This window comes from Solibacillus sp. CAU 1738 (assembly GCF_039888725.1).
Lineage (GTDB): Bacteria > Bacillota > Bacilli > Bacillales_A > Planococcaceae > Metasolibacillus.
In genome coordinates, this window is record NZ_JBDQQN010000009.1 from 21,999 (window position 1) to 45,806 (window position 23,808).

20 protein-coding genes are annotated in these 23,808 nt (G+C 37.4%); 16 read left to right on the forward strand and 4 right to left on the reverse strand.

The window, feature by feature from the left end:
• Positions 1-94 precede the first annotated feature (94 nt).
• Positions 95-295 carry an alpha/beta-type small acid-soluble spore protein gene (locus AAFN87_RS18435; RefSeq protein ID WP_347792525.1) on the reverse strand — a complete coding sequence of 67 codons (201 nt, stop codon included), beginning with the start codon at positions 293-295 and terminating at the stop codon, positions 95-97.
• A gap of 244 nt (positions 296-539) precedes the next feature.
• Between AAFN87_RS18435 and AAFN87_RS18440 the strand changes: the two genes are divergently transcribed.
• Both AAFN87_RS18440 and AAFN87_RS18445 read left to right on the forward strand, forming a co-directional pair.
• Positions 540-1,049 (forward strand): YehS family protein, encoded by a 510-nt coding sequence (locus tag AAFN87_RS18440; RefSeq protein WP_347792526.1) that lies wholly within the window; start codon positions 540-542, stop codon positions 1,047-1,049.
• Between the two features lie 709 nt (positions 1,050-1,758).
• Entirely contained in the window at positions 1,759-2,457 is a 699-nt protein-coding gene (locus AAFN87_RS18445) for a hypothetical protein (protein ID WP_347792527.1), read from the forward strand.
• Between the two features lie 142 nt (positions 2,458-2,599).
• Here the strand turns inward: AAFN87_RS18445 and AAFN87_RS18450 are convergent, their stop codons facing one another.
• Complete coding sequence (locus AAFN87_RS18450; protein ID WP_347792528.1) at positions 2,600-2,779, reverse strand: DUF1540 domain-containing protein; 180 nt, start codon at positions 2,777-2,779, stop codon at positions 2,600-2,602.
• Positions 2,780-2,994: 215 nt separating this feature from the next.
• Here AAFN87_RS18450 and AAFN87_RS18455 point away from each other — a divergent pair, with 215 nt between their 5' ends.
• From AAFN87_RS18455 to AAFN87_RS18470, 4 genes are all read left to right on the forward strand, one after another.
• On the forward strand, positions 2,995-4,890 hold the full coding sequence (locus tag AAFN87_RS18455) for a PrkA family serine protein kinase (RefSeq protein ID WP_347792600.1): 1,896 nt from the start codon (positions 2,995-2,997) through the stop codon (positions 4,888-4,890).
• Between the two features lie 126 nt (positions 4,891-5,016).
• Complete coding sequence (gene yhbH, locus AAFN87_RS18460; protein ID WP_347792529.1) at positions 5,017-6,183, forward strand: sporulation protein YhbH; 1,167 nt, start codon at positions 5,017-5,019, stop codon at positions 6,181-6,183.
• A gap of 89 nt (positions 6,184-6,272) precedes the next feature.
• Complete coding sequence (locus tag AAFN87_RS18465) at positions 6,273-7,670, forward strand: SpoVR family protein (protein ID WP_347792530.1); 1,398 nt, start codon at positions 6,273-6,275, stop codon at positions 7,668-7,670.
• A gap of 346 nt (positions 7,671-8,016) precedes the next feature.
• Positions 8,017-8,319, forward strand: coding sequence for a YunC family protein (locus tag AAFN87_RS18470; protein WP_347792601.1), 303 nt, complete (start codon positions 8,017-8,019; stop codon positions 8,317-8,319).
• 61 nt (positions 8,320-8,380) lie between these two features.
• Here the strand turns inward: AAFN87_RS18470 and AAFN87_RS18475 are convergent, their stop codons facing one another.
• A complete protein-coding gene (locus tag AAFN87_RS18475) occupies positions 8,381-10,045 on the reverse strand; it encodes a ribonuclease J (RefSeq protein ID WP_347792531.1) in 1,665 nt (554 codons plus the stop codon).
• A gap of 177 nt (positions 10,046-10,222) precedes the next feature.
• On the opposite strand from AAFN87_RS18475, the gene AAFN87_RS18480 reads away from it, so the two are divergent.
• The 10 genes from AAFN87_RS18480 to AAFN87_RS18525 all read left to right on the forward strand — a co-directional run bounded on the left by AAFN87_RS18480 (position 10,223) and on the right by AAFN87_RS18525 (position 21,984).
• Positions 10,223-11,098, forward strand: a complete 876-nt coding sequence (locus AAFN87_RS18480) for a radical SAM/SPASM domain-containing protein (protein WP_347792532.1) — start codon at positions 10,223-10,225, stop codon at positions 11,096-11,098.
• Positions 11,099-11,272: 174 nt separating this feature from the next.
• Positions 11,273-12,718: an S-layer homology domain-containing protein gene (locus AAFN87_RS18485; protein ID WP_347792533.1), complete on the forward strand. Its 1,446-nt coding sequence runs from the start codon at positions 11,273-11,275 to the stop codon at positions 12,716-12,718.
• A 147-nt stretch (positions 12,719-12,865) separates the two neighbouring features.
• On the forward strand, positions 12,866-14,011 hold the full coding sequence (locus AAFN87_RS18490; RefSeq protein WP_347792534.1) for an acyl-CoA dehydrogenase family protein: 1,146 nt from the start codon (positions 12,866-12,868) through the stop codon (positions 14,009-14,011).
• A gap of 154 nt (positions 14,012-14,165) precedes the next feature.
• A complete protein-coding gene (locus AAFN87_RS18495) occupies positions 14,166-14,849 on the forward strand; it encodes an ABC transporter ATP-binding protein (RefSeq protein ID WP_347792535.1) in 684 nt (227 codons plus the stop codon).
• 1 nt (position 14,850) lies between these two features.
• Positions 14,851-16,134 (forward strand): ABC transporter permease, encoded by a 1,284-nt coding sequence (locus AAFN87_RS18500; protein WP_347792536.1) that lies wholly within the window; start codon positions 14,851-14,853, stop codon positions 16,132-16,134.
• 432 nt (positions 16,135-16,566) lie between these two features.
• Positions 16,567-17,787 carry a carboxylate--amine ligase gene (locus AAFN87_RS18505; protein ID WP_347792537.1) on the forward strand — a complete coding sequence of 407 codons (1,221 nt, stop codon included), beginning with the start codon at positions 16,567-16,569 and terminating at the stop codon, positions 17,785-17,787.
• Entirely contained in the window at positions 17,788-18,486 is a 699-nt protein-coding gene (cuyB, locus tag AAFN87_RS18510) for a cysteate racemase (RefSeq protein WP_347792538.1), read from the forward strand.
• An 87-nt stretch (positions 18,487-18,573) separates the two neighbouring features.
• Positions 18,574-19,803 carry a DEAD/DEAH box helicase gene (locus AAFN87_RS18515; RefSeq protein WP_347792539.1) on the forward strand — a complete coding sequence of 410 codons (1,230 nt, stop codon included), beginning with the start codon at positions 18,574-18,576 and terminating at the stop codon, positions 19,801-19,803.
• Positions 19,804-19,827: 24 nt separating this feature from the next.
• A complete protein-coding gene (locus tag AAFN87_RS18520; protein ID WP_347792540.1) occupies positions 19,828-21,057 on the forward strand; it encodes an aminopeptidase in 1,230 nt (409 codons plus the stop codon).
• A gap of 54 nt (positions 21,058-21,111) precedes the next feature.
• A complete protein-coding gene (locus tag AAFN87_RS18525) occupies positions 21,112-21,984 on the forward strand; it encodes an SGNH/GDSL hydrolase family protein (protein WP_347792541.1) in 873 nt (290 codons plus the stop codon).
• Positions 21,985-22,026: 42 nt separating this feature from the next.
• On the opposite strand, the gene AAFN87_RS18530 is transcribed toward AAFN87_RS18525, so the two are convergent.
• Complete coding sequence (locus AAFN87_RS18530; protein ID WP_347792542.1) at positions 22,027-23,658, reverse strand: glutathione ABC transporter substrate-binding protein; 1,632 nt, start codon at positions 23,656-23,658, stop codon at positions 22,027-22,029.
• Positions 23,659-23,808 lie beyond the last annotated feature (150 nt).

The window sequence follows — 23,808 nt, forward strand, 5'->3', positions numbered from 1 at the left end:
ATAAGAAAGTCCGTAAAGAGATTGTTTTTTGCTCCGTTTTTTCATTTAAAATTGAATTAGCAGTAGTTTTAATGTGCTTATCAGATCAAAAGGATTAATTTTCAAAATTTCCCTTCGTCTGTTTTTCAGCCATTGCAACAAGTCGTTTAGTGATTTCTCCACCAACTGACCCGTTTGCGCGAGAAGAAGCTTCTCCCCCAAGCTTTACACCAAACTCTTGTGCAATTTCATATTTCATTTGATTAACTGCTTCTTGTACACCTGGTACTTGTAGTTTATTTGAGCTTCGAGCCATTTTAATCACCTCCTTGTGGTGATATTAGAATGGTCGAGCATTCGTTTTTAATACATTTAAGAATGTGGTAATTGTGGGTGTTAGTATTGCTGAAAAATAAAGCGATACAATTCGAAATGTGTGAATTAATATTAGTTAGTTAGCTAAAAATGTAGTTACCTCTGTTATAATTATGCCTAGAACTTTTTCCGAGCACAGCGAAACGGAGTCCTGTTTGGAGAAGAATTTAGGAGGTTTTAATAAAATGACAACGAATGATATGTTAATTCGCTTACGCTATGCGTTAGATATTAAAAATGTAGATATGGTAGAAATTTTTAAACTTGGTGGTTTTGAAATTTCCAAGGAAGATGTGCTAAAGCTTCTGACAAAACCGAAAAATGAAGAGGAAGAAGCAGATTTTTATGATGGTGAAAACCATATAAAATGTACAAATAAAATGCTAGAAGCTTTTTTAAATGGCTTTATAATTTTTAAAAGAGGACCGCAGCAGCCTAAAGATGGTCAACCCGCGGGACCAATGCCGGTAACAGGGAAAGAAAGTCCAAATAATATGTTGTTAAAGAAAGTGAAAATCGCTTTGTCATTAACGAGTGAAGATATGCTAGATCTATTATACGAAGGTGGCGTAACGGTTTCGAAAGGGGAACTAGGCGCAATTTTACGTAACCCTAGCCATAAAAACTACAAAGAATGCGGCGACCGTTTTGCTAGGAATTTCTTAAAAGGCTTAACGATTAAATATAGAGGGTAAGAAAATTGCAAAATTAAATAATTAGCAATTAAATAAACTACAAAAGTCATAAAGCTCACTAACTGAAATCTTTCGGTTGGTGAGCTTTTTTTATTTGCTAAAGCGTTTCAATTCTGTGGAAGTGGGGTAGGATTCGCGGTCGGATACACATTTCGAAAACGAAATTTTGTATTTAAATATAATAATATTGACAAAATATAGCTAAAATGTGTATGATTGTTTTGACACAAAGTTGTCACAAAGGGAGAAGTAAAATGTTCACGAATAGAGGGATGCACGATGAATGTTATTGATTTATTGTTAATTGCTAGTTCATGTGTGACAATACCACTTGTTGTTGGTATTGTGTTGGATATTTTTTATTCTGAAAAAAAACAAATTCGATTCTCGTTACGTCGGGTATCTTTGTGGTATATGCTATTGTTTGGATTATCATTTATACCATCTGTTCTACTATCCATACTCAACGCATAAATCGACTTAATGCCAGCAATCACTTAGGGGTAAGTGTTTACTGCGAAAATTATATAAAGAGCAGCTACAACGGCAATAATTGCGTTGTAGCTGCTTTTTTCTTTTACAGAACAGTACCACTCCATAAAAAAGGCGAGCAAACAATTACATATTTAAGAATGATAAGTGAATCTATTGAATAAGATTTCAATTAAAAGGATTAATCTATTTACTATCTTTTTGAGGTGGGGTTTTTATGAAAACAGTATTCCTATTTTTTCTTAGTACTGTCTATTTATTTCTAGCATATGAAATGGAGACATCTGTAGTTAAACGGATTTATTTCTTTGTTGCAATTGCGCTATTATTATTTGGAGTGCGTAGTTATTTGAAAGCAAGACATGAATTCAATATAAAAATTGCCGAAATGGAAAAGGATAGTGAAGAAGCATTTAAAAAAATTCCGCATACGCATTATACAGTATGTAATGATTACTTAAATGCATTATTACTAGATACCCGAACGAATACACTATGTTTTGCTAACAAAGAAGATTGGGACGCTGAAGTAACAAAGAAAGAAATACACTTCGGTGGTATATACGAAGTCGCTATAGTAGAAGATGACATTATTTTAATGGTTAATACTATAAATGGTTCTCAAGGTGGAGCTTTACTTATAAAAGAAGATATTTTTATTTCTGAGGTGGAAGAAGAGGATGAAGAAACAGAGGAAAAAGACGAAACAGTATCCAAACTATCTTTAAAAATTGTCATTGATGATTTATCCGATCCAATCATTGAATGTATATTTATGGAGGAAAGTAGGCCCGTTTCAAAAGATGATGATGAATATACAGAAGCATATGAGCTATGCGAACAATGGTATCAAAAAATAAGTGTTATAATAAAGAAACATGAACTTGAACGAGTACAAGTGAAAAATTGGCAATGAACTTTGAACAAATTAGATGCTTAAATACAAAAGGAACAGCGAATCATTAATCGGATGATTCGCTGTTCCTTTTAAGCATAATTAATAGTTGACAAGGAGTTAACTTAAGGTAAAAAAATTGATGAGTTTTAGCGAGGAGAACTTAATTTTCGCTATAAGGATGCTCGTCTTTCTTTACAAATGTTTTGCAATCCGTCTCTTCACTCGTGGAGGCTTGGTCATCACTGCGACTCGATACTACATAAATAGCTGCTGCATCACATTTGTTTCCAGTTGCCCAAAACGAACAGCTGTTTACTTCACAAAGCACGTTTGTTGCCATAAAATAACACACCTCCTTTTTTACCAATATTAACAATTTAGAGGTAATTAATACTTAGCAAAAAAACATGAGCGAAGAATGGAATCAGGGATAAGATAAATTGCGTTAGACTACTGCGCTCAAAAATATGAGAAAACGATTAACTAAATAGTAGGTATCATAATTTCCCTCTCTTCATACTATGTATAAACCGCGCCCTGAATGGAGGGAAAACAATCGACATTTTAAATAAAATCAGAAGTTACAGGGAAGAAGAAAACAGGCTGAAGTGGGAAGGCAGTTTTGCAGAGTATTTGCAGATTGTAAAGGAAAGACCAGAAGTTGCACAAACAGCTCATTCACGCGTTTATAATATGATCAAAAGCGCCGGTGTCGAAGAACGTGATGGGCAAAAAATGTTTGGGTTTTTTGGTAAAGAAATTTTCGGTCTTGAAATGGCATTGGAGCGACTCGTAGAAGAGTATTTCCATCCTGCAGCAAAAAGGCTAGATGTTCGCAAACGAATTTTGTTATTAATGGGCCCAGTAAGTGGCGGGAAGTCAACAATTGTAACGTTGTTGAAAAATGGGCTTGAGCAATATTCTCGCACAGATGAAGGCGCGGTTTACGCGATAAAAGGATGCCCTATGCACGAGGACCCACTTCATCTTATCCCTCAGCATTTACGCAGTGATTTTTATGAAGAGTACGGGATACGTATTGAAGGGAGCCTGTCACCACTTAATACGATGCGTCTCGAACAAGAATATGATGGACAAATTGAAAATGTCCGCGTAGAAAGAATTTTCTTTGCTGAAGATAAACGCGTAGGTATCGGGACATTTACGCCGTCTGACCCGAAATCACAGGATATTGCAGATTTGACAGGTAGTATTGACTTTTCAACAATTGCAGAATATGGTTCAGAATCAGATCCACGTGCGTATCGATTTGATGGAGAGTTAAACAAAGCAAATCGCGGTATGATGGAGTTCCAGGAAATGCTGAAATTAGATGAAAAGTTTTTATGGCATTTGTTATCTTTGACGCAGGAAGGAAATTTTAAAGCAGGACGCTTTGCATTAATAAGTGCAGACGAACTGATTGTTGCGCATACGAATGAAACGGAATATCGTACGTTTATTGCGAATAAAAAGAATGAGGCATTACATTCTCGTATCATTGTCATGCCAATTCCTTATAATTTGAAAGTTAGTCAGGAAGAGCGAATTTATGAAAAAATGATTAATGAAAGCGATATGGCACATGTGCATATTGCACCACATGCACTACGTGTTGCTGCGATTTTCTCTGTATTAACAAGATTAGAAGTACCGAAAAAGCAAGGTGTTGATGTCGTCAAGAAAATGCGCCTATACGACGGCGAAAGTGTGGAGGGCTATAACGCGGTCGATATCGAGGAATTGAAAAAAGAGTACCCAAATGAGGGTATGAATGGCATTGACCCCCGCTATGTTATTAACCGTATTTCTTCTGCCATTATTCGCAAGGAAGTACCTTCGATTAATGCATTAGATGTGTTACGCTCACTTAAAGATGGTCTTGATCAGCATGCTTCGATTTCTGAAGAAGACAGAAAAAAATATATGAACTACATTGCAGTAGCGAGACGTGAATACGACGATATTGCGAAAAATGAAGTGCAAAAAGCATTTGTTTACTCGTATGAAGAATCGGCTAAAACATTAATGAATAATTATCTTGATAATGTCGAAGCCTATTGCAATAAAAATAAACTGCATGATCCGCTAACGGGAGAAGAAATGAATCCGGACGAAAAACTAATGCGTTCCATTGAAGAACAAATTGGTATTTCTGAAAATGCGAAAAAGGCATTTCGTGAAGAAATTTTAATTCGTTTGTCTGCATTTGCACGCAAAGGAAAGCGGTTTGATTATAACTCTCATGATCGTTTGCGAGATGCGATTCAAAAGAAATTGTTTGCGGACTTAAAAGATATCGTGAAAATTACAACATCTTCACAAACACCAGATGAGTCCCAGTTGAAAAGAATCAATGAAGTCGTTGCTACGCTTATTAATGAGCATGGGTATAACTCAACTTCAGCTAATGAGTTATTACGCTATGTAGGTAGCTTATTAAACCGCTAATATTTTAACGAATGTCCAAAAAGTGTGCTTCAAACTTTTTGGACATTTTTTTATTTCTTAAATTTAGTGAAATACCGACAAAAAATCGCATATGATAGACAAAGAATTTTTTGAGGGAGGATATATATGAGCGAAGACGATAATAGCCGCTTTGTCATCTCTCGGGAAGATTGGTCACTCCATCGCAAAGGACATCAAGACCAACAACGCCATAAAGAAAAAGTAGATGAGGCAATAAAAAACAATCTACCGGATTTAATAAGTGAAGAAAACATTATTTTATCGAATGGCAGAGATGTCATTAAAATTCCTATTCGTTCTTTAGATGAATATAAAATTCGTTATAACTATGACAAATCAAAGCATGTTGGTCAAGGACAAGGAGATAGTAAAGTAGGCGATGTAGTAGCCCGTGATGGCAGTGCAGGAAAGAGCAAGGGCGCGGGGCAAGGTACGAAAGCTGGAGATAAACCTGGGGACGACTATTACGAAGCTGAGGTCAGTTTTGAAGAAGTGCAGGACATTTTATTTCAGCAGTTAGAGCTACCAAATTTACAGCAAAAAGAAACTGCCGATATACCGACAGATAAAATTGAATTCAATGATATTCGAAAAAAAGGGTTAATGGGCAATATTGATAAAAAACAAACAATTTTAACGGCGATTAAGCGGAATGCCATAAAGGGCAAGGCATCCCTTACACCATTTCATAACGACGATTTACGTTTTAAAGTATGGGATGAAGTAGTAAAACCTGAATCGAAGGCAGTTGTTCTTGCCATGATGGATACGAGTGGCTCAATGGGGAATTTTGAAAAATCATGTGCTAGAAGCTTTTTCTTTTGGATGACAAAATTTTTACGTTCTAAGTATACGACAGTTGAAATTGAATTTATTGCACATCATACGGAAGCGAAAGTTGTAACAGAGGAAGAATTTTTTACGAAAGGTCAAAGTGGAGGGACAGTTTGTTCATCTGCCTATTCGAAAGCGTTAGAGTTAATTCAGCAAAAATACTCGCCGTCCCGGTTCAATATTTATCCTGTGCATTTTTCAGACGGTGAAAATTTATCATCGGATAATGAACGCTGCATAAAATTAGTGCAGGAGCTAATGGCAGTATCGCAAATGTTTGGATATGGCGAGGTCAATGCGTATAGTCGCATTTCATCACTAATGTCCACCTACAAAAAAATAGAGGACCCGAAATTTCGCCACTACATTTTGAAATATAAAACTGATGTTTATGCGGCATTAAAGAGCTTCTTCAAAAAAGAAGAGTCTCCAGTGTAAATACATGTATACGGTAATTAGCAAGAGCTTGTATAAACGTCTATGGAAAATGGAAAGTATTCGACATTTTACGGGAAGGGGGTTCAAGAATGGAAAAAGGGCTAAATCGAGCAATTGATGAAATAACGGAAATTGCAAAAGGATTTGGTTTGGATTTTTTCCCGATGCGCTACGAGATTTGTCCTGCAGATATTATTTATACATTCGGTGCTTATGGGATGCCAACTCGCTTTACTCATTGGAGCTTCGGTAAACAATTTCATAAAATGAAGTTGCAATATGATTTAGGACTTAGTCAAATATATGAGCTTGTCATTAACTCAAATCCTTGCTATGCCTTTTTACTTGATACGAATACATTGACACAAAATAAATTAATTATTGCACACGTATTGGCACATTGTGATTTCTTTAAAAATAATGTTCGCTTCTCGAATACAAGGCGAGATATGGTCGAAAGTATGACGGCGACAGCAGAACGAATTGCTAATTATGAATTGCTTTACGGTAAAGATGAAGTAGAAAAGTTTTTAGATGCTGTGTTAGCAATTCAAGAGCATATCGATCCTTCTATTTTAAGGCCGCAGCTAACGATGAAAGATGACGACTTGGATGAAGAATATATTGTAATACACAAAACACCATATGACGATTTATGGAGCATCGATCAGCCGGAGAAGAAAACGGAGAAGGTAAAACAAAAAAAGGCATTCCCACCATCACCAGAAAAAGATTTACTATTATTTATTGAGCAGCATAGTCGTGAATTAGAAGAATGGCAACGAGATATATTAACTATGTTACGTGAGGAAATGCTCTATTTTTGGCCACAACTAGAAACGAAAATTATGAATGAAGGTTGGGCATCTTTCTGGCATCAGCGCATCATGAGAGAATTGAATTTAACGACGTCAGAAACGATAGAATATGCCAAATTAAATGCTGGTGTTGTGCAACCTTCTAAAACATCTATTAACCCATATTATTTAGGTATTAAGATTTTCGAGGATATCGAGAGACGCTATAATGAGCCGACCGAGGAAATGCTACGATTTGGTGTGCAACCGAATTCTGGTCGAGAAAAAATTTTTGAAGTACGAGAAATTGAATCGGATATTTCCTTTATTCGTAACTATTTAACGAAGGATTTAGTTAAGCGAGAAGATCTTTATTTGTTTGCTAAAAAAGATGATGAATATCGTATAACTGATAAGGATTACGAAGAAGTGCGTGATCAGCTTGTATCGATGCGCGTAAACGGAGGTTTCCCGTATATTGTTGTAGAAAACGGTGACTATTTGCGTAATGGCGAGCTGTACTTAAAGCATGGCTATGAAGGAATGGAGCTGGACGCTAATTATTTAGAGCATGTTTTACCGTATATTTATCAGCTATGGGGTCGTTCTGTTCATATCGAGACATTTGTAGAGGAAAAGCCGGTTATTTATTACTATGATGGGAAAAAGAATAACCGCCGATCGAAATGAAGTCTGCACTATGCAGGTAAGAAGGGGCCTTTATAACAATAGGTCTGGAAGGAAAACCATTGAACAATAGCGCCTTGCATGAAGCGCAAAAACGAGATGTATAAGTCAGTCTCACTGGCTTGTGCGTCTCGTGCGCTATCGCCTTGACGAATAAATCAACAGAATACTATAACAATTTTAAGCTAGAAATGGGTAAATACACTTATTCAGTGCCTTTATGTTCGTTTAAAGTGATTTGTGTGCGGAAGAAGTATCGCAAAGTAAATTTTTTTACACGATAATTTAGACTTATTTGAACATCTTTTCACTCTTCGCCATATGTATACAAAGGAGAGGAGTGATCAAGATCGTTTCAATTGAAATATTAAATATTCAAGGCCATTCTTTTACAGCAGTAACAGTATTTTTACCGAAAACAACATTGTTAACGATTTCTAATGACCGAGGCTATATTATGTGTGGTGCATTAGATGTAGGGCTGCTAAATAGGCAATTGGCAGACCGTAAAATTATTGCCGGCCGAGCTGTTGGTGTGAAAACTATCGATCAATTATTAAATGCACCACTGGAGTCCGTTACGTATGAAGCCGAAGAGCACGGCATTACAAAAGGAATGATTGGGGAAGAAGCGTTATTAAAAATGATTTAAAATGTTACACAAAAAAGTCGCTACTAAGATTTGAATACAAGACTAAGTAGCGACTGCGTTATTATATTTCAATAATAATTGGCAAAATCATTGGCTTTTTCATCGTTAATGTAAAGATAAATTGGCCAACTGATTTCTTTATTGCTCTTTGCATCCCATGTACATTTGCTTCATTAAAATTGCTGACAGTTGTTGCAGCAATATCATTTACGTCATTTAACAGTTCCTCTGAGTTTTTTGCATAAACAAAGCCGCGAGAAATTGTATCAGGCTTTGATAATATACTGCCGTCTTCTTTACTAATCGTTAAAACAATAACGAGCATCCCGACTTCGGATAACTGTTTGCGGTCACGTAACACAATTTCTTCCACTTCATCAGTACCTATTCCATCGACATAAGTATCCCCGGCTTGTACATCACGTGTCTGTCTAGCTTTCTTGTTTACAATATCTACAACATCCCCGTTTTTCAGAATAAATACATTCTCTTGAGGTACACCAACCGATTCAGCTAATAACCGATGCAAATGGAGCATTCGGTATTCACCGTGAATCGGTATAAAATATGTTGGTTTCATTAGTGTAATCATGAGCTTCAAGTCTTCTTGATAACCGTGACCAGATACATGCATCCCTGTAATACTTGAAGAGCCATAAATGACATTGGCACCTAAACGAAATAAATTATCGACAATTCTTGAAACAGGCTTCTCGTTACCTGGTATAGGAGATGAAGCTAAAATAACGGTATCGTCAGGATAAACTTTTATGTCCCTATTATTGCCACTTGCCAATTTGGAAAGCGCGGCTAAAGGCTCTCCTTGACTCCCTGTGCACAGCACAACAACTTTATCGGGTGGGAGTCGATTCACATCACGTGCATCTACTAGCATCCAATCAGGAATGTCTAAATAGCCACGTTCAATCGCAACAGATACGACATTTACCATACTGCGCCCAAGCAAAACGAGCCTTCTATTCGTTTTTAATGCTGCGTCGACAATTTGCTGTACACGATTAACGTTTGAGGCAAATGTAGAAATGAAAATTTTTTGTTTTGCTTTAAGAAAGGCATCTTCAATATGGCTGCCTACTAATTGTTCTGATGGGGTAGAACCAGGGCGTTCAGCATTTGTACTTTCAGATATTAGTGCCAGCACTCCTTGTGTACCGATATTTGCCATTTTATGAATATCGGAGTATTGATCATTGACAGGTGTTAAATCGAATTTAAAATCTCCCGTATGGACAACATTTCCTTCTGGTGTATGAAAAACAATTCCTAAACAGTCGGGGATACTATGGCTCGTTCTGAAGAAACTAACATCGATTGCACCAAAATCTAGCTTAGAATCGGCATTAATTTCAATGAGTTTCGTTTCTCTCAGTAGTTTATGTTCCTTCAATTTTAATTCAATTAAACCGAGTGTAAAGCGCGTCGCATAAATTGGGATATTTAATTTTTTTAATAAATAAGGGATTCCCCCAATATGGTCTTCATGGCCATGGGTAACGAGTAAGCCCTTTATTTTTTCCTTGTGCTCTTGTAAATAAGAAAGATCAGGAATGATTAAATCGACCCCTAATAAACTATTATCCGCAAATTTACCGCCACAATCGACAATGACAATTTCATTTTCGTATTGAATAACATACATATTTTTACCGATTTCATTTATACCACCTAAAGCGAAGATGGATAGTGTATTTTCAGTTGTGGACAAACTTATTCCCTCCAATTTTCCGATAATACCTTTTACTTAGCTAAATTTATTATTCCTTGAAAACGCTTTCGCTATACGGAGAGGCATTATTTAAGGCGAATTCATACGCTCATACTATGAAATTTGCTAAAATGGATTGGATTATCGAAATATAAGAACTGGAATGGTGAAGTCAATTTGAAAACATTTAAAAAAGTATATATAGAAATAACGAGTGTTTGTAATTTAGCTTGTAGTTTTTGCCCACCAACAGAGCGTGCAAAAGGCTTAATTAAAGTCGAGCAATTTAATAAAATTTTAGATGAAATTCGTCCGCATACGAAATACATTTACTTACATGTAAAGGGCGAGCCGTTATTGCACCCTCGTATTGATCAGCTTTTAGATGCAGCACATGAAAAAGGCTTTAAAGTAAATATTACAACGAACGGTACGCTTATTAAGAAAAACTTCCACAAGCTATTAGGGAAGCCGGCACTTCGTCAAATTAACTTTTCGTTGCATAGCTTTGATGGTCATGAAGGGTCTGAAAACCGTGAGAAATATTTGGGTGATATTTTACAATTCGTGCGGGAAGTACAGGAGCATAATGTCATTATTTCATACCGTCTATGGAACTTACAAAAAGATCAGGTTACCGAAATTGCGGCAAGACGTAACCGAGAAACATTAGAAATATTAGAACAAGAATATAACTTAGACTACAAAATTGAAGAACGAGTTGAGCCTGGTAAAGGTGTAAAAATTGGAAAAAATATTTATTTAAATCAAGACCATGAATTCCAGTGGCCAAGCTTACTTGCACCAGAGGACAATGGCAAAGGATTTTGTCACGCTCTACGAAGCCAAGCTGCCATTTTAGTTGATGGCACAGTTGTTCCTTGTTGCTTAGATGGGGAAGGAGTTATTAACTTAGGTAACATCAATGAATCATCATTTTCGGACATTGTTGATAGTGATAGAGCGAATAATCTAATAGAAGGATTTTCACGACGCGAAGCAGTTGAAGAGTTATGTAGAAAATGCGGCTATAGACAAAAATTTGGTATTTAACACAAAAATTTAATAAACCAAAATGCTGTTCTTAGTCGGTTTGCTATGATAAAAAATAGTACTTTTGATTTTTTTAAAAACGGCGGATAGTAGGCTAAAATATTATAATAAATGCCGAGTTTTTTCCTGTATAATAAATATTAGATGAAATTTATTAGCGGGAGGCAAAAAACTATGAAGAAATGGAAGTACGGATTACTATCAGTAGCTGCATGGGCATTATTAACAGTACCAGTTTTTGCCGAAAAAAACTTTTCTGATATACAAGGCACACACCAAGCATCTATTGTTTATTTAGATAAAGTTGGTGCATTCGACTCGCTTGGTTGGCAGCAATATAAAGTGAATGAAAGTATTACTCGCAGTGAATCGATGCAAATTATGTATGATTTATTTCATGAAAAGATTCCTGCTGAGCGTCAATATACAGGCTTTACAGATGTAAGTACAAGTCACCCAAACTATAAAGCAATTGAATGGTCGTATGAAGCAGGCATTATCGATGGAACAGACGGGAAATTCAACCCGAACGGTTATTTAAAGCGTAGCCACTTTGCTAAAATTTTAGCAAATGCTTTTAATATGACAACAACGCAAAAAAATACATTTAAAGATGTAAGCAAATCTACATGGGCATATGAATTTGTAAATATCCTATACGCTAATGGTATTACAATTAGCGAAAGCTTTATGCCAAACGATAATATGTCACGCGGCCAGCTAGCGACATTTTTAGTTCGTACAATCCAACATAGTGAAGGCAAAACGAATGAATCACAAGAAGTTGCAGGAGTTAACACAGATAAATTCACGGGAAAGGCAATAAAATCCTTTAACAGCGAATATGATTTTACTTGGAAGCAGACAGGTCAAAACAAGGACACTGAATTTTTCGGAGTAGATTCATTAACAAATGAAATTGAAGGCCAATATACCGCGAAAAATGGTACGAAGTTATTTTCAATGACTGTTGGCACGTCTACGTATGCAGATGTTGTAAAAAAATATGGACAACCAATAGAAAATTTTGTGAAAGGTAACACCCAATATAAATATTCTGATGCATATAACGGAAATGATTTTAAAAACATTTACGGTATTTATATTATTGACGATAAGTTTGTGACGTTCTTTTACGATAAATTCAATAACAGCAAAGTACGTTCAATAATGTGGATTGACGTAGAAGAAGAGAAAAACAAGCAAAGCTATTGGGGCGCGGGGAATGCAAAAGTGGCGCGTGCACACGAAGCAATTCTAGTTGAACTAATCAATGAAGCACGTTCAAAGGAAGGCTTACAAGCATTAACAAACAAATCAGCATCAGTAAATGTTGCGTTTCTACATAGTGATGACATGGCTAAAAATGGATATTTTTCACATGCAAATTTAAAAGGCCAATCACCGAAGCAGCGTTTCAATGCAAATGGCATGAAACCTACAGTAATCGCAGAAAATATTGCAGCTGGTCAGTTCAATGCGTTCTATGCCCATGAGGAGTGGCTGAATAGTAAAGGGCACCGTCCAAATGTTTTATTAGATAGTGTGGATAGTGTTTTAGTAGGCGTCGCTTACGATAAAGCAAAATCCCCATTTTATACAATTAATTTCTATAAATAATTGATCAAAAATATACTCATTTCATTTGTATGAAGTGGGTATATTTTTTTTATGGCAATTAATCGCTACTAATTGCCATTGCACGCTTATTTCAATTAAACTATAAATATATGTAATTTTCTGATTTTTTGACAAGGAGTGAAGTTGATGAGGGGGATTTTTACAGAAGAGCACGACATGTTTCGTAAGTCGTTACGGAAAATGCTCGACAAAGAAGCATATCCTTATTTTGGAGAATGGGAGCGCAGCCGTAATATTCCGCGTGGATTTTGGGAGAAGCTTGGATCGAATGGCTTTTTATGTCCACAAGTGAGTGAAGAATATGGGGGCTTAGGATTAGATTTTGGTTATTCTATGATTTTAACGGAAGAACTAGAACGTGTTGGTGCGGGGCTTGCGAGTGGGATTGTATTGCATTCGGATATTGTTACACCGTACATAGAAGCGTACGGCACTCATCAGCAAAAGGAAAAATGGCTACCGAAAAGTGTAACTGGGGAATTCATTTCTGCCATTGCAATGACAGAACCAGGTGCGGGCTCGGATTTAGCTGGCATTCAAACGACTGCAATTAGGCAAGGGGACCATTATATTGTAAATGGAGAAAAAACATTTATTACGAATGGTATGAATGCCGATTATGTAGTCGTTGTTTGCAAAACAGATTCACATATAACACCTGCACATAAAGGTATTAGCCTTCTCGTTGTTGAAACGGGTATGCCTGGCTTTAAGCGAGGCAAGAAGCTCGATAAAATTGGCTTGCATTCTGCGGATACAGGCGAGCTCATTTTTGAAGACGTGCAAGTTCCAGCAGAAAACTTGCTCGGCGAAGAAGGGAAAGGCTTTTATTATTTAATGAATAAACTCCAGCAAGAACGCTTAATCGTTGCAATTGAGGTGCAAATTGAAGCGGAGGAATGCTTAAGCTTAACAACTCAATACGTTAAGGAGCGCAAAGCATTTGGGAGTCGTATTGCGGATTTTCAAAATACGCAGTTTAAAATTGCAGAAATGGCAACGGAAATTGAGCTAGGGAGGACGTATGTAAATTCGCTTGTTGCACGCCATAGGGCAGGTGAGGAAATTGTAAAAGAAGTGTCTATGGCGAAATGGTGGATAAGCGAAATGGCAAAAAGAGTAGCGGGCGATTGTATGCATTTACATGGGGGATACGGTTATATGGAGGAATATGAAATCGCCCGTCGTTACCGAGATATACCAGTAGCGGCAATTTACGCTGGGACGACGGAAATTATGAAAAATATTATCGCAAAACAGCTTTTAAAATAATGGAGATGTGAAAAGTTTAAAAAGCATTTGTAGGATTAGGCATCCTTCAAATGCTTTTTTTATTTCTTAAGAATTTCTTCATAAAGCTCCTGCCTGTATCTTCAGATTTACTGTTTACACTAAGGACATAACAAAAGAATAAAGGATTGATAACATGATTGAAGTTAAATCATTACACCATACATTTACGATTGGTAAAAAAGGTAAAGAGAAAAAGGTCGATGTACTAAAAGGTATTCACTTTAATGTTCAGCAAGGAGAAATTGTATCTATTGTTGGAAAAAGTGGCTCTGGTAAATCAACTTTACTACAAGTAATGGCAGGATTTTTAGCGCCAGATGCAGGCTCGATTATTGTGAACGGCGTAGAGACAGCTCATTTTAATGAAAAGCAGAGCGCGGCATTCCGTTTAGAAAACTTCGGCTTCATTTTTCAAAATTTCCAGCTGCTACCGGGGCAAAATGTTGTGGAAAACATTGAGCTACCATTAAAGCTAAAAGGTGTTAGCTCCGCGGTTCGTAAAAAGAAAGTACAAGAACTATTAAAGAAGGTTGGATTAACGGAAGTCGCGGACCACTACCCAAATGAATTATCAGGCGGCCAACAGCAACGTGTATCGATTGCACGCGCGATGATTACGGAGCCGCCAATTATTTTAGCGGATGAACCGACAGGAAGTTTAGATATGCAAACAGAGCAAGAAATTTTATTGCTTATGCAGCAGTTAAATATCGAACATAATTTAACATTTGTCATTATTACGCATGATGAAGAGGTAGCATCTATTGCAGATCGAACCCTCCGCATGTCAGACGGTGTTTTAGTGGAGGACAAGTAATATGTTATTTAAAGATCAACTACAATTTGTATTACAACATATGCGAAAAAATAAGCTACGAGTGACGACAACCGTGCTAGCTGCAATGATTGGCTGTGCATTTTTAATCGTACTCGCTTCCGTCGGCTTTGGTATACAAGAAACGATGCGCGATGAAATTTTAAATCAAGAGCAAGTAACAGAAATAGACCTTTGGGGAGATGAAAGTTTATCTCCAGAAGATGAGAAGTGGATTAGTGAAGTTGAACATGTCAATGTCGTTCTAAATAAAGCCGACATTAGTAATCCAATCACTTCCACATTTGAAGATCGAACTGGCCATTCACAAGGTGTCATTTTGGATATGGATGCTCAGTCAAAGCTTCCTTCTAACTTAAGTGCAGGGCGATTACCGCAAGCTCCAAATGAAATTGTTGTTGGCTACCATTACGCACAAAGCTTATTAAATGAAGCAGATCAAGCAGAAATTGAGCGTAAGTCAAAAGAAGCCGAAGCAAATGGCACATGGTATAACGGGGAAGAAGAAGGCTATAAAGGAGAAATTTTAGGTAAACAAGTAAAGCTTGAAATAACAATGGATGAAGAAGGAACACAATCAGAAACAGCTACTTTTACAGTAGTTGGTATATTAAAGAAACCATCTTATGATTGGTATACTGATTCTTCTATTATTTTTGGACAAGACTTATTAGAGCAATTCCCGAAATTAGTCACATATCCATCGACTAAAATTTATGTAGACTCTTTAGAAAATGTCATGCCTGTATTAAGTGAACTGAAAGAGCAAGGTTATCAAGTATATTCTGTAGTTGAACAATTAGAGGAAATGGATTTATTTTTCCTTATCTTTAAAATCGGGCTTGTCTTTATAGGGACGATTGCTGTCTTAATTGCATCAATTGGTATTTTTAACACGATGACAATGGCTGTAACAGAGCGTACACGAGAAATTGGTGTATTAAAAGCAATTGGCGCGTCACCAGCATTAATTCAGCGATTATTTTTAATGGAAAGTGCGTTTATTGGATTATTAGGGACAGGCTTAGCGATTCTGTTATCGTATGCGATTAGCTTTGGGGCGAATGCGATATTACCTCATGTACTCGCTTACGCATTATCAGATGAAAGCTTAACAAAAACTGATTTTACGTTTTCATTAATCCCGCTGAATTTAGTATTAATTGCGGGAGGTATAAGTTTATTAGTAGCAATATTATCAGGATGGAGACCAGCGCGTAAAGCGACAAAAATTGAAGTCATTAATGCATTGCGCCAAGAATTATAAGGGCTGGACAAGGATGAGGATCATTATCCCTCATCCTTGTTTTCATGTATAAAGAAGTTTTAAAAGGTTAAGAAAATGTGGACTTTTGTAGTTCAAACGGTGTCCAGCTTCAGCGCCCAGCCCCTCGAGGTCGCTTCATGCCCTCAATCGAAAGCGGGAAGGATGCTTTCGTTTGAGTGCCTTCCAGCGCTTGTCGGGGCTAAGCAGGGCGCTTCAGCTTTTCTAATGTGTCTAGCTACAGCGCCCAGCCCCTCGAGGTCGCTTCTGCCCAGCAATCGAAAGCGGGAAAGATGCCTTCGTTTGCTGGCCATCCAGCGCTTGTCGGGGCTAAACGGGCGCATCTGCTTTTATTTCACATACTTTCCACGTGACCATGCGGCAAAATATGATAAACTATAGGCTATACTACAAACTTAAAGCGAGTTGAAAACAATGGAACAACCATTTTTACCGATATTATTAGGATCAGATATGAACGCATACGGTATGGCGCGTGCATTTTATGAAGCATACGGCATTAAACCGCTTGTGCTAGGGCGTTCCCACTTAACAGCAACGCAAGATAGTCGTATTTTAAACTTCCAACAAATTGATCGTTTAAATGAACAAGATGTATTCGCACCAGCGATGAAAAAAGTTGCAAAGGAATACGCAAGCCAAAACCTTCTATTATTAGCTTGTGGGGATGATTACGCAAAGCTCATTATTAAGAATAAGCCTATGTTGCAAGAATACTTCACTGTGCCATACATTGATGAAACGTTAATGGATCAAATTTTATTAAAAGAAAACTTCTATAAAATGTGTGAAAAGTACGATTTTAAATATCCTGGGACAACGACGGTAACAGCTGAAGATTATGAAAGCTTCACTCCACCGTTCGACTATCCGATTATTATTAAAGCGTCAAACTCTGTAGAATATTGGGCATGCTCATTCCCAGGTAAGAAGAAAGTATTTGTCGCGCATGATGAGGCGGAGAAAACAGCTATATTTAAAGCAATCTATAGCTCTAGCTACCAAGATACGATGATCGTCCAAGAATTTATTCCGGGTGATGATTCGTATATGCGTGTATTAAATGCGTATGTTGGCAAAGACGGCAAAGTGAAATTAATGTGCTTAGGTAACCCGATTTTAGAGGAGCATTCACCTGAAGGCATCGGTAGCTATGCTGCAATTATTACGACATTCGATAAAGAGTTAATGGATCAAGTACGCTTCTTTTTAGAGGATATTGGCTATACAGGCTTTGCAAACTTCGATATGAAATACGATGTACGCGACGGTCAGTACAAGCTATTTGAAATTAATTTACGAAACGGTCGTTCAAGTTATTACGTCACTGCAGCAGGTTACAACTTAATGAAGTATGTAGCAGATGACCGTATGCTCAATATTAAACAAGAGTTAACGTATGCAGACAATAAGCATTTATGGATGATTATCCCGAAAGGCGTACTATTTAAATATGCGTCTAATGAAAAGATGAAAATCGAAGCGAAAAGCTTAATTCGCCAAGGGAAATATACGAACTCCTTATTCTTTAAAGAGGATATGAATGCAAAACGCTGGGCGAAATTAACATTGAACACTTTAAATTACTATCGTAAGTACAAGAAATACTTTAACAACAAGGGTCTGACAGAATAAATGAAAAAAACATTAGGTATTATTGGTGGTGTCGGTCCGCTAGCGACGATGTTTATCGGTGAAATGATTGTGCGTCGTACAAAGGCAAGTAAGGATCAGGAGCATGTGCATACAATTATTGATAATGACACAACGATTCCAGACCGCACTGCTTATATTTTAGATCAAACAAATGAAAATCCAGTGCCGTATTTACAGCGTGATACGCAAAAACTTGCTTCAGTTGGAGCAGATATTATTTGTATTCCATGTAATACAGCGCACACATTTTTTCATGAAATGCAGGAAGTATCTCCTGTACCTGTGCTCCATATGATTCGTGAAACTGCGAAACGTGCTAGCGAGCTTGGCGCAAAACGTGTCGGCATTTTAGCAACGGATGGAACACTCGCTGCAAATGTATATCAAGCAGCATTGCAGGAGATGGATATTGAACCGGTTATAGCTAGTGTACATATCCAAAAGCAAGTCATGTCGGTTATTTACGACTATGTCAAAGCGGGTAAAGAAGTTACACCAGAGCAATGGCAGCCGATTGAAGATGCGATGTTAGGATTAGATTGCGATCGCATTATTTTAGGTTGCACGGAGTTATCCATTGTCAACAAAGAGCTAAAACTTGGTGAGCGTTATATTGATTCACTAATTGTCTTAGCTGAAGTGGCGATTACTGCATGTGGCTATGAATTAAATAATTAAAAGGGGATGTCTAGTACATCCTCTTTTTTCTTGAAAGCAAAGGAATGTGTTACACTAAACGCAAGTAGATAAAAGGTGGTAAACAAAATGTCAGTTATTCAATTATTAAATGAAACATTACAAAATAAATGGTCTTTCGAAACCGAAATGAAAATTCAACAAGAAATGATCCCGGCAATGTTAGAGGGCAAAGATATCGTAGCGGAATCGCCAACGGGTTCAGGTAAAACATTAGCGTATGTTTTGCCGATATTAAATAAAGTAGATGGCAGCAAAAAGCAAACACAAGCATTAATCGTAGCACCTTCACAGGAACTAGCAATGCAAATTGTTGAAGTTATTCGCGATTGGACAGCGGGCACAGACATTACTGTTCAGCAATTAATCGGAGGTGCAAACTCAGCACGTCAAATCGAAAAATTAAAGAAAAAACCAACGATTGTTGTTGGGACACCAGGTCGTCTAAATGAACTAGCCCGTGCAGGTAAATTAAAGTTAAAAGAAGTTGAAACAATCGTTCTTGATGAGTGTGACCAATTACTAAGCCGTGAATATCGCGTAGTTATAAAATCGTTTATTGATGGTGCAGCATTCGGTCGTCAAGTAGTTGTTGTATCGGCAACGATTACAGAGGAAATCGAAATTGTTGCAGAACGTATGATGTTCGAGCCAATTCGTATAAAAATTAAACCTGAAGATATGGTGAAGTTCGGTAAAGTTGTTCATTCATTCGTTAAAGTAGATGAGCGTGACAAAACAGATATGCTTCGTCGTCTAGCAAATATCGAAGGTTTACGCGCACTCGCATTTGTAAATAATATTGACCAAGTATTAATGAAGCAAAACAAGCTTGCTTATAAGGATGCGCCAATTGTGGCACTGCATTCTGAAATGAAAAAAGATGAGCGTAAAAAGGCACTAGATGCATTCCGTAATGGGGAAGCGCGCATTTTAATTGCGACAGATATTGCTGCACGTGGTTTAGATATTTCCGGTTTAACACATGTTATTCATGTAGACGTTCCTCGTACTATTGAACAATATACTCATCGCTCTGGTCGTACAGGTCGTGCTGGTGCAGACGGAGAAGTATTAACACTTCTTTCGTATAAAGATGAAAAAACATATAAAAAATGGGTACGTGAATTATCACAAAAAGCGGTACAAAAAGTATGGAGTCAAGGGGAGTTTGTAGAAGGGAATTCAAAAACAGTAACAGCTCAGAAAGCACCTGTACAAGCAGCAAAATCAGAGAAGAAGCCGTACAAATCAAAGTCAGGAAATAAAGGTGTTACATTTAGTAAATCTAAAAAATGAAATTATAAAAAGGGGAAATAAGCGATGTCATTTGAAGAAAAATTATCCGAATTTGCACAGTTAGCTGTACGTGTTGGTGTGAATATTCAACAAGGGCAATACTTATTAATTAATACTTCAACGGAGACTCTTGATTTTACACGTCTTGTTGTGGAAAAGGCTTACGAAGCAGGAGCAGGTCGTGTTCATGTGAATTTAACAGATGCAGTTTTCGACCGCGCATTTTATGAACATACAACTGAAGAAGAAATTTCGAAATTCCCCAAATGGATTGTGGCACAACGCGAAGAGGTAATCGAAAGGCAAGGTGCCATACTTTGGATTGATGCAGAGGATCCTGATTTACTAGCTGGTGTCGACGTAGCTAAGTTATCAGCACAGCAAAAAGCATCAGGGGCAGCGCTTGTGAATTACCGAAAAGCAGTCATGAATGACGATATCGCTTGGTCTATTATTGCTGTACCTTCGAAAAAATGGGCGGCAAAAGTATTTCCAGATTTACCAGAAGCGGAACAAGTAAATGCGTTATGGGATGCGATATTCAAAACAGTGCACATCGGTGATGGTAGTGCTGTGGAAAACTGGCATACACATATAACGAATTTAGAAGCACGCGCGGCGCAGTTGAACGCCAAAAAATTTAAAAAGCTTTATTATAATGCACCGGGTACGAACTTAACAATCGAACTACCAGATAAGCATATTTGGCTAACAGGTGGTAGTAAAACTCCCCTGGGCACAAAATTTATTGCGAATATGCCGACTGAGGAAGTATATACAATGCCGTTAAAATATGGTGTAAATGGGACTGTATCGAATACAAAGCCTCTTGTTTATAAAGGGAATGTGATTGACGAGTTTACATTAACTTTTGAAGCAGGGAAAATTATTAAAGCAGAAGCACAAGTAGGCAATGATTTGCTACAAGAGCTAATTAAATCTGACAAAGGCTCTAGTTATTTAGGTGAGGTTGCATTAGTACCACATGAATCACCTATATCGGCATCGAATATTTTATATTACAACACATTATTTGACGAAAACGCATCAAACCATTTAGCGATCGGTGAAGCGTACCCGACTTGCTATGAGGGCGGACGTGAATTAGCAGAAGGACAACTAGAATCTCTAGGGATTAATACATCCATAACACATGAAGATTTTATGATAGGTAGTGGGGAAATGGATATCGATGGTGAATTAGCTGATGGCACAATGGAGCCAATTTTCCGTAAAGGTAGCTGGGCTTTTTAGTATTTTTTGAGTGCCTTGAAAAAAATCGCTACGTTTTTAAAGGTAGGTGTCTAGATGAAAAAGTGGATACTGCTCGTACTTTTTTTAGTATGTGCGACAGAAGCAAGTGCAAAGGAAATTTATATTCCAATTGGTGATTCAATCGCAGCAGGTCAAACACCATACCGCCAAATCGATGTTGGATATACAGACTTAATTGCGCGGCAGCTAGCATTAAGTGGTCAGCTTCTTGACTATACGAAAGAGCTAACGTTTCCAGGTTATACTGTAGCAGATGTAGTTAATCGAATAGAGCAGGAAGATGCACGTGCATTATTGGCAGATGCAACGTTAATCACAATATCAGCAGGAGCAAACGATTTACTTCCACTTGTACAAGCAAATCCGTCTGCGGGTACACTCACTTTTTCACAGCTGTCAGCAGACTTTGCTTTAAATCGTGCTCGAAAAAATTTCATTACGCTACTTGATAAGGTGGAGCAATATGCACCAAATGCAGAAATATATGTAATCGGCTATTATTTCCCTTATCCGAATGTACATGAATCGCAAAAAATCGGTACGGAAAAACAGCTTACTTTATTAAATGAAATTTTAAAAAAGCAGGCTGAACTACAAGGAGCGCATTTTATTAATGTAGCGGAGCCTTTTGCTGCTAATGCGACCAGCTATTTACCGAATATAGCGGACGTCCACCCGACAATAGAAGGCTATCTTGTTATGGCAAATGCTTTTTTACGTGAATTTAATGGTAGTGAATTAGCAAAAGAACAACTCCCTGCACCAAACCCTTTAACGTTTGAACAGCTACTAAAGCTACGCGAAAACAATAGTAGAGAAGAGCGTAGTGATGTAGCGAAAAAAGAACAAATGAACGATATCGAAAAGTATATAATACGTTTCGGCTATTACCGAAATTTAGTATAAAAAGGAGTTGACTCATTTGAGTCAACTCCTTTTAACATTTACTTATTCAGTAATTTTAACATCTTTTAAATGATACATACTATCTGCAGTTACGACGAAGCCAGTAACTTTATTAGATACCCCAGTTAAGATAGATGGGTGTAAAACGAATGCAACTGGAGATTCATCAGAAATCATTTGGATTGCATCTTTGTAAATGCCTTCACGAGCAGATGGATCAGGTTCACGACGTCCAGCATCTAAAAGAGCATCAACCTCTGTGTTTGTGTAGAATGAACGGTTACCTGGGTCACCATGCTGTGTTGAGTGGAATAATGCATACAAACCATAGTCAGCATCACCAGTAGAGTTAGACCAACCTAAAATAAACATATCGTGCTCACCAGCAGCTGTTTTTTCTAAATATGCACCCCATTCAAGAACTTCGATACTTACGTCGATGTTCAGTTCTTTTAAACTTTCCTGTAATACGATCGCTACGTCTTGACGAACAGGGTTGTCATTCGTCCAAATTGTTGTTTTGAAACCATCGGCATAGCCAGCTTCAGCAAGTAAAGCTTTTGCTTCCTCAATGTTGTACTCCATAGATGTTACATCCTCTGTATATCCGAAAATACCAGGAGAAAGTGGGCTAATTGCTGGTATACCGAAACCATCATAAATACCATCAATTAAAGTTTTACGGTCGATTGCTTTCGAAATTGCTTGACGAACAAGTTTATTATCAAATGGTGCTTTATTTGTATTGAATCCGATATAAGTTAAAGATGTTGATGCTGTTTCATCGACCGAACCTACACCTGAATCGTTAACGATAGCAACTTGGTTAACCCCAACAGTTCCAATAATGTGAGCGTTACCTGATTGTAATTCCGCAACACGTGTAGCGCTTTCTGGTACTACTTTAAATGTTACACTATCAATATGTGCTGGTGTACCCCAGTAATTTGCGTTTTTAGTAAGTTTAATTTCATTACCTGGAGTCCAAGAACCGAAAACGAATGGACCAGTACCAACTGGATTTGCACTAATTACAGAACCGGCAACAACATCACCTTTAATCGCTGCGTAGTCTGCGTCGATTGATTTTGGTGAAATTAGGCCACCACCATTATGCGTTAAATGTGCAAGTAAAGGTGAGAATGGGTATTCAGTTATGAATTGTACAGTCGTATCGTCGATTACTTTTACTTCAGTAACCATTTCAAAAAGGAATGCACGTGGAGATGCAACGTCTGGATCAAGCACGCGATCAAAGTTTTTCTTAACTACTTCAGCATTAAATGCTTCGCCATCGTGGAAAGTTACACCAGAGCGAAGTTTGAACTCCCAAGTTAAATCATCTACTTGAGTCCAAGTTTCGGCTAAGCCAGGAGCTAAATTTCCGTTTGCATCACGTACTAATAGAGTTTCATAGATATTAGATTGCACGTTTGAAGATTGCACGTCATTCGAACCATGTGGATCTAATGATTGAGCATCTGATAACTCAGCGATTATTAAGTCGCCACCGCCAGAAGATGCAGTTTCTTCTGTAGCTGTACTACCCTCATTTTCTTGTGGTTTGGCAGTTTCTTCAGTTGTTTTTTCCTTATCCCCACCACAAGCCACCAATACTAGTGCCAGCGTTAGAGTTAAGAACAATAACCATAATGACTTTTTAGAAAACGTCATGCGAAAAATCCCCCTTATATAGTTATACTAGAATATTACAAAAATGTAACATCTGGATAAAATATAGCATAACAGTAATACTTCAATCAATATCAATTATAATAAAATTTAGACTATTCTTTTAATTGAATAATTTATTAGTGGACTTAA

Bases quoted from the DNA above. Each gene is read 5' to 3' on its own strand.
- AAFN87_RS18435 (WP_347792525.1), bottom strand. From the start codon at position 295: ATGGCTCGAAGCTCAAATAAACTACAAGTACCAGGTGTACAAGAAGCA.
- AAFN87_RS18440 (WP_347792526.1), top strand. From the start codon at position 540: ATGACAACGAATGATATGTTAATTCGCTTACGCTATGCGTTAGATATT.
- AAFN87_RS18445 (WP_347792527.1), top strand. From the start codon at position 1,759: ATGAAAACAGTATTCCTATTTTTTCTTAGTACTGTCTATTTATTTCTA.
- AAFN87_RS18450 (WP_347792528.1), bottom strand. From the start codon at position 2,779: ATGGCAACAAACGTGCTTTGTGAAGTAAACAGCTGTTCGTTTTGGGCA.
- yhbH (WP_347792529.1), top strand. From the start codon at position 5,017: ATGAGCGAAGACGATAATAGCCGCTTTGTCATCTCTCGGGAAGATTGG.
- AAFN87_RS18465 (WP_347792530.1), top strand. From the start codon at position 6,273: ATGGAAAAAGGGCTAAATCGAGCAATTGATGAAATAACGGAAATTGCA.
- AAFN87_RS18485 (WP_347792533.1), top strand. From the start codon at position 11,273: ATGAAGAAATGGAAGTACGGATTACTATCAGTAGCTGCATGGGCATTA.
- AAFN87_RS18490 (WP_347792534.1), top strand. From the start codon at position 12,866: ATGAGGGGGATTTTTACAGAAGAGCACGACATGTTTCGTAAGTCGTTA.
- AAFN87_RS18495 (WP_347792535.1), top strand. From the start codon at position 14,166: ATGATTGAAGTTAAATCATTACACCATACATTTACGATTGGTAAAAAA.
- AAFN87_RS18500 (WP_347792536.1), top strand. From the start codon at position 14,851: ATGTTATTTAAAGATCAACTACAATTTGTATTACAACATATGCGAAAA.
- AAFN87_RS18505 (WP_347792537.1), top strand. From the start codon at position 16,567: ATGGAACAACCATTTTTACCGATATTATTAGGATCAGATATGAACGCA.
- cuyB (WP_347792538.1), top strand. From the start codon at position 17,788: ATGAAAAAAACATTAGGTATTATTGGTGGTGTCGGTCCGCTAGCGACG.
- AAFN87_RS18515 (WP_347792539.1), top strand. From the start codon at position 18,574: ATGTCAGTTATTCAATTATTAAATGAAACATTACAAAATAAATGGTCT.
- AAFN87_RS18520 (WP_347792540.1), top strand. From the start codon at position 19,828: ATGTCATTTGAAGAAAAATTATCCGAATTTGCACAGTTAGCTGTACGT.
- AAFN87_RS18525 (WP_347792541.1), top strand. From the start codon at position 21,112: ATGAAAAAGTGGATACTGCTCGTACTTTTTTTAGTATGTGCGACAGAA.
- AAFN87_RS18530 (WP_347792542.1), bottom strand. From the start codon at position 23,658: ATGACGTTTTCTAAAAAGTCATTATGGTTATTGTTCTTAACTCTAACG.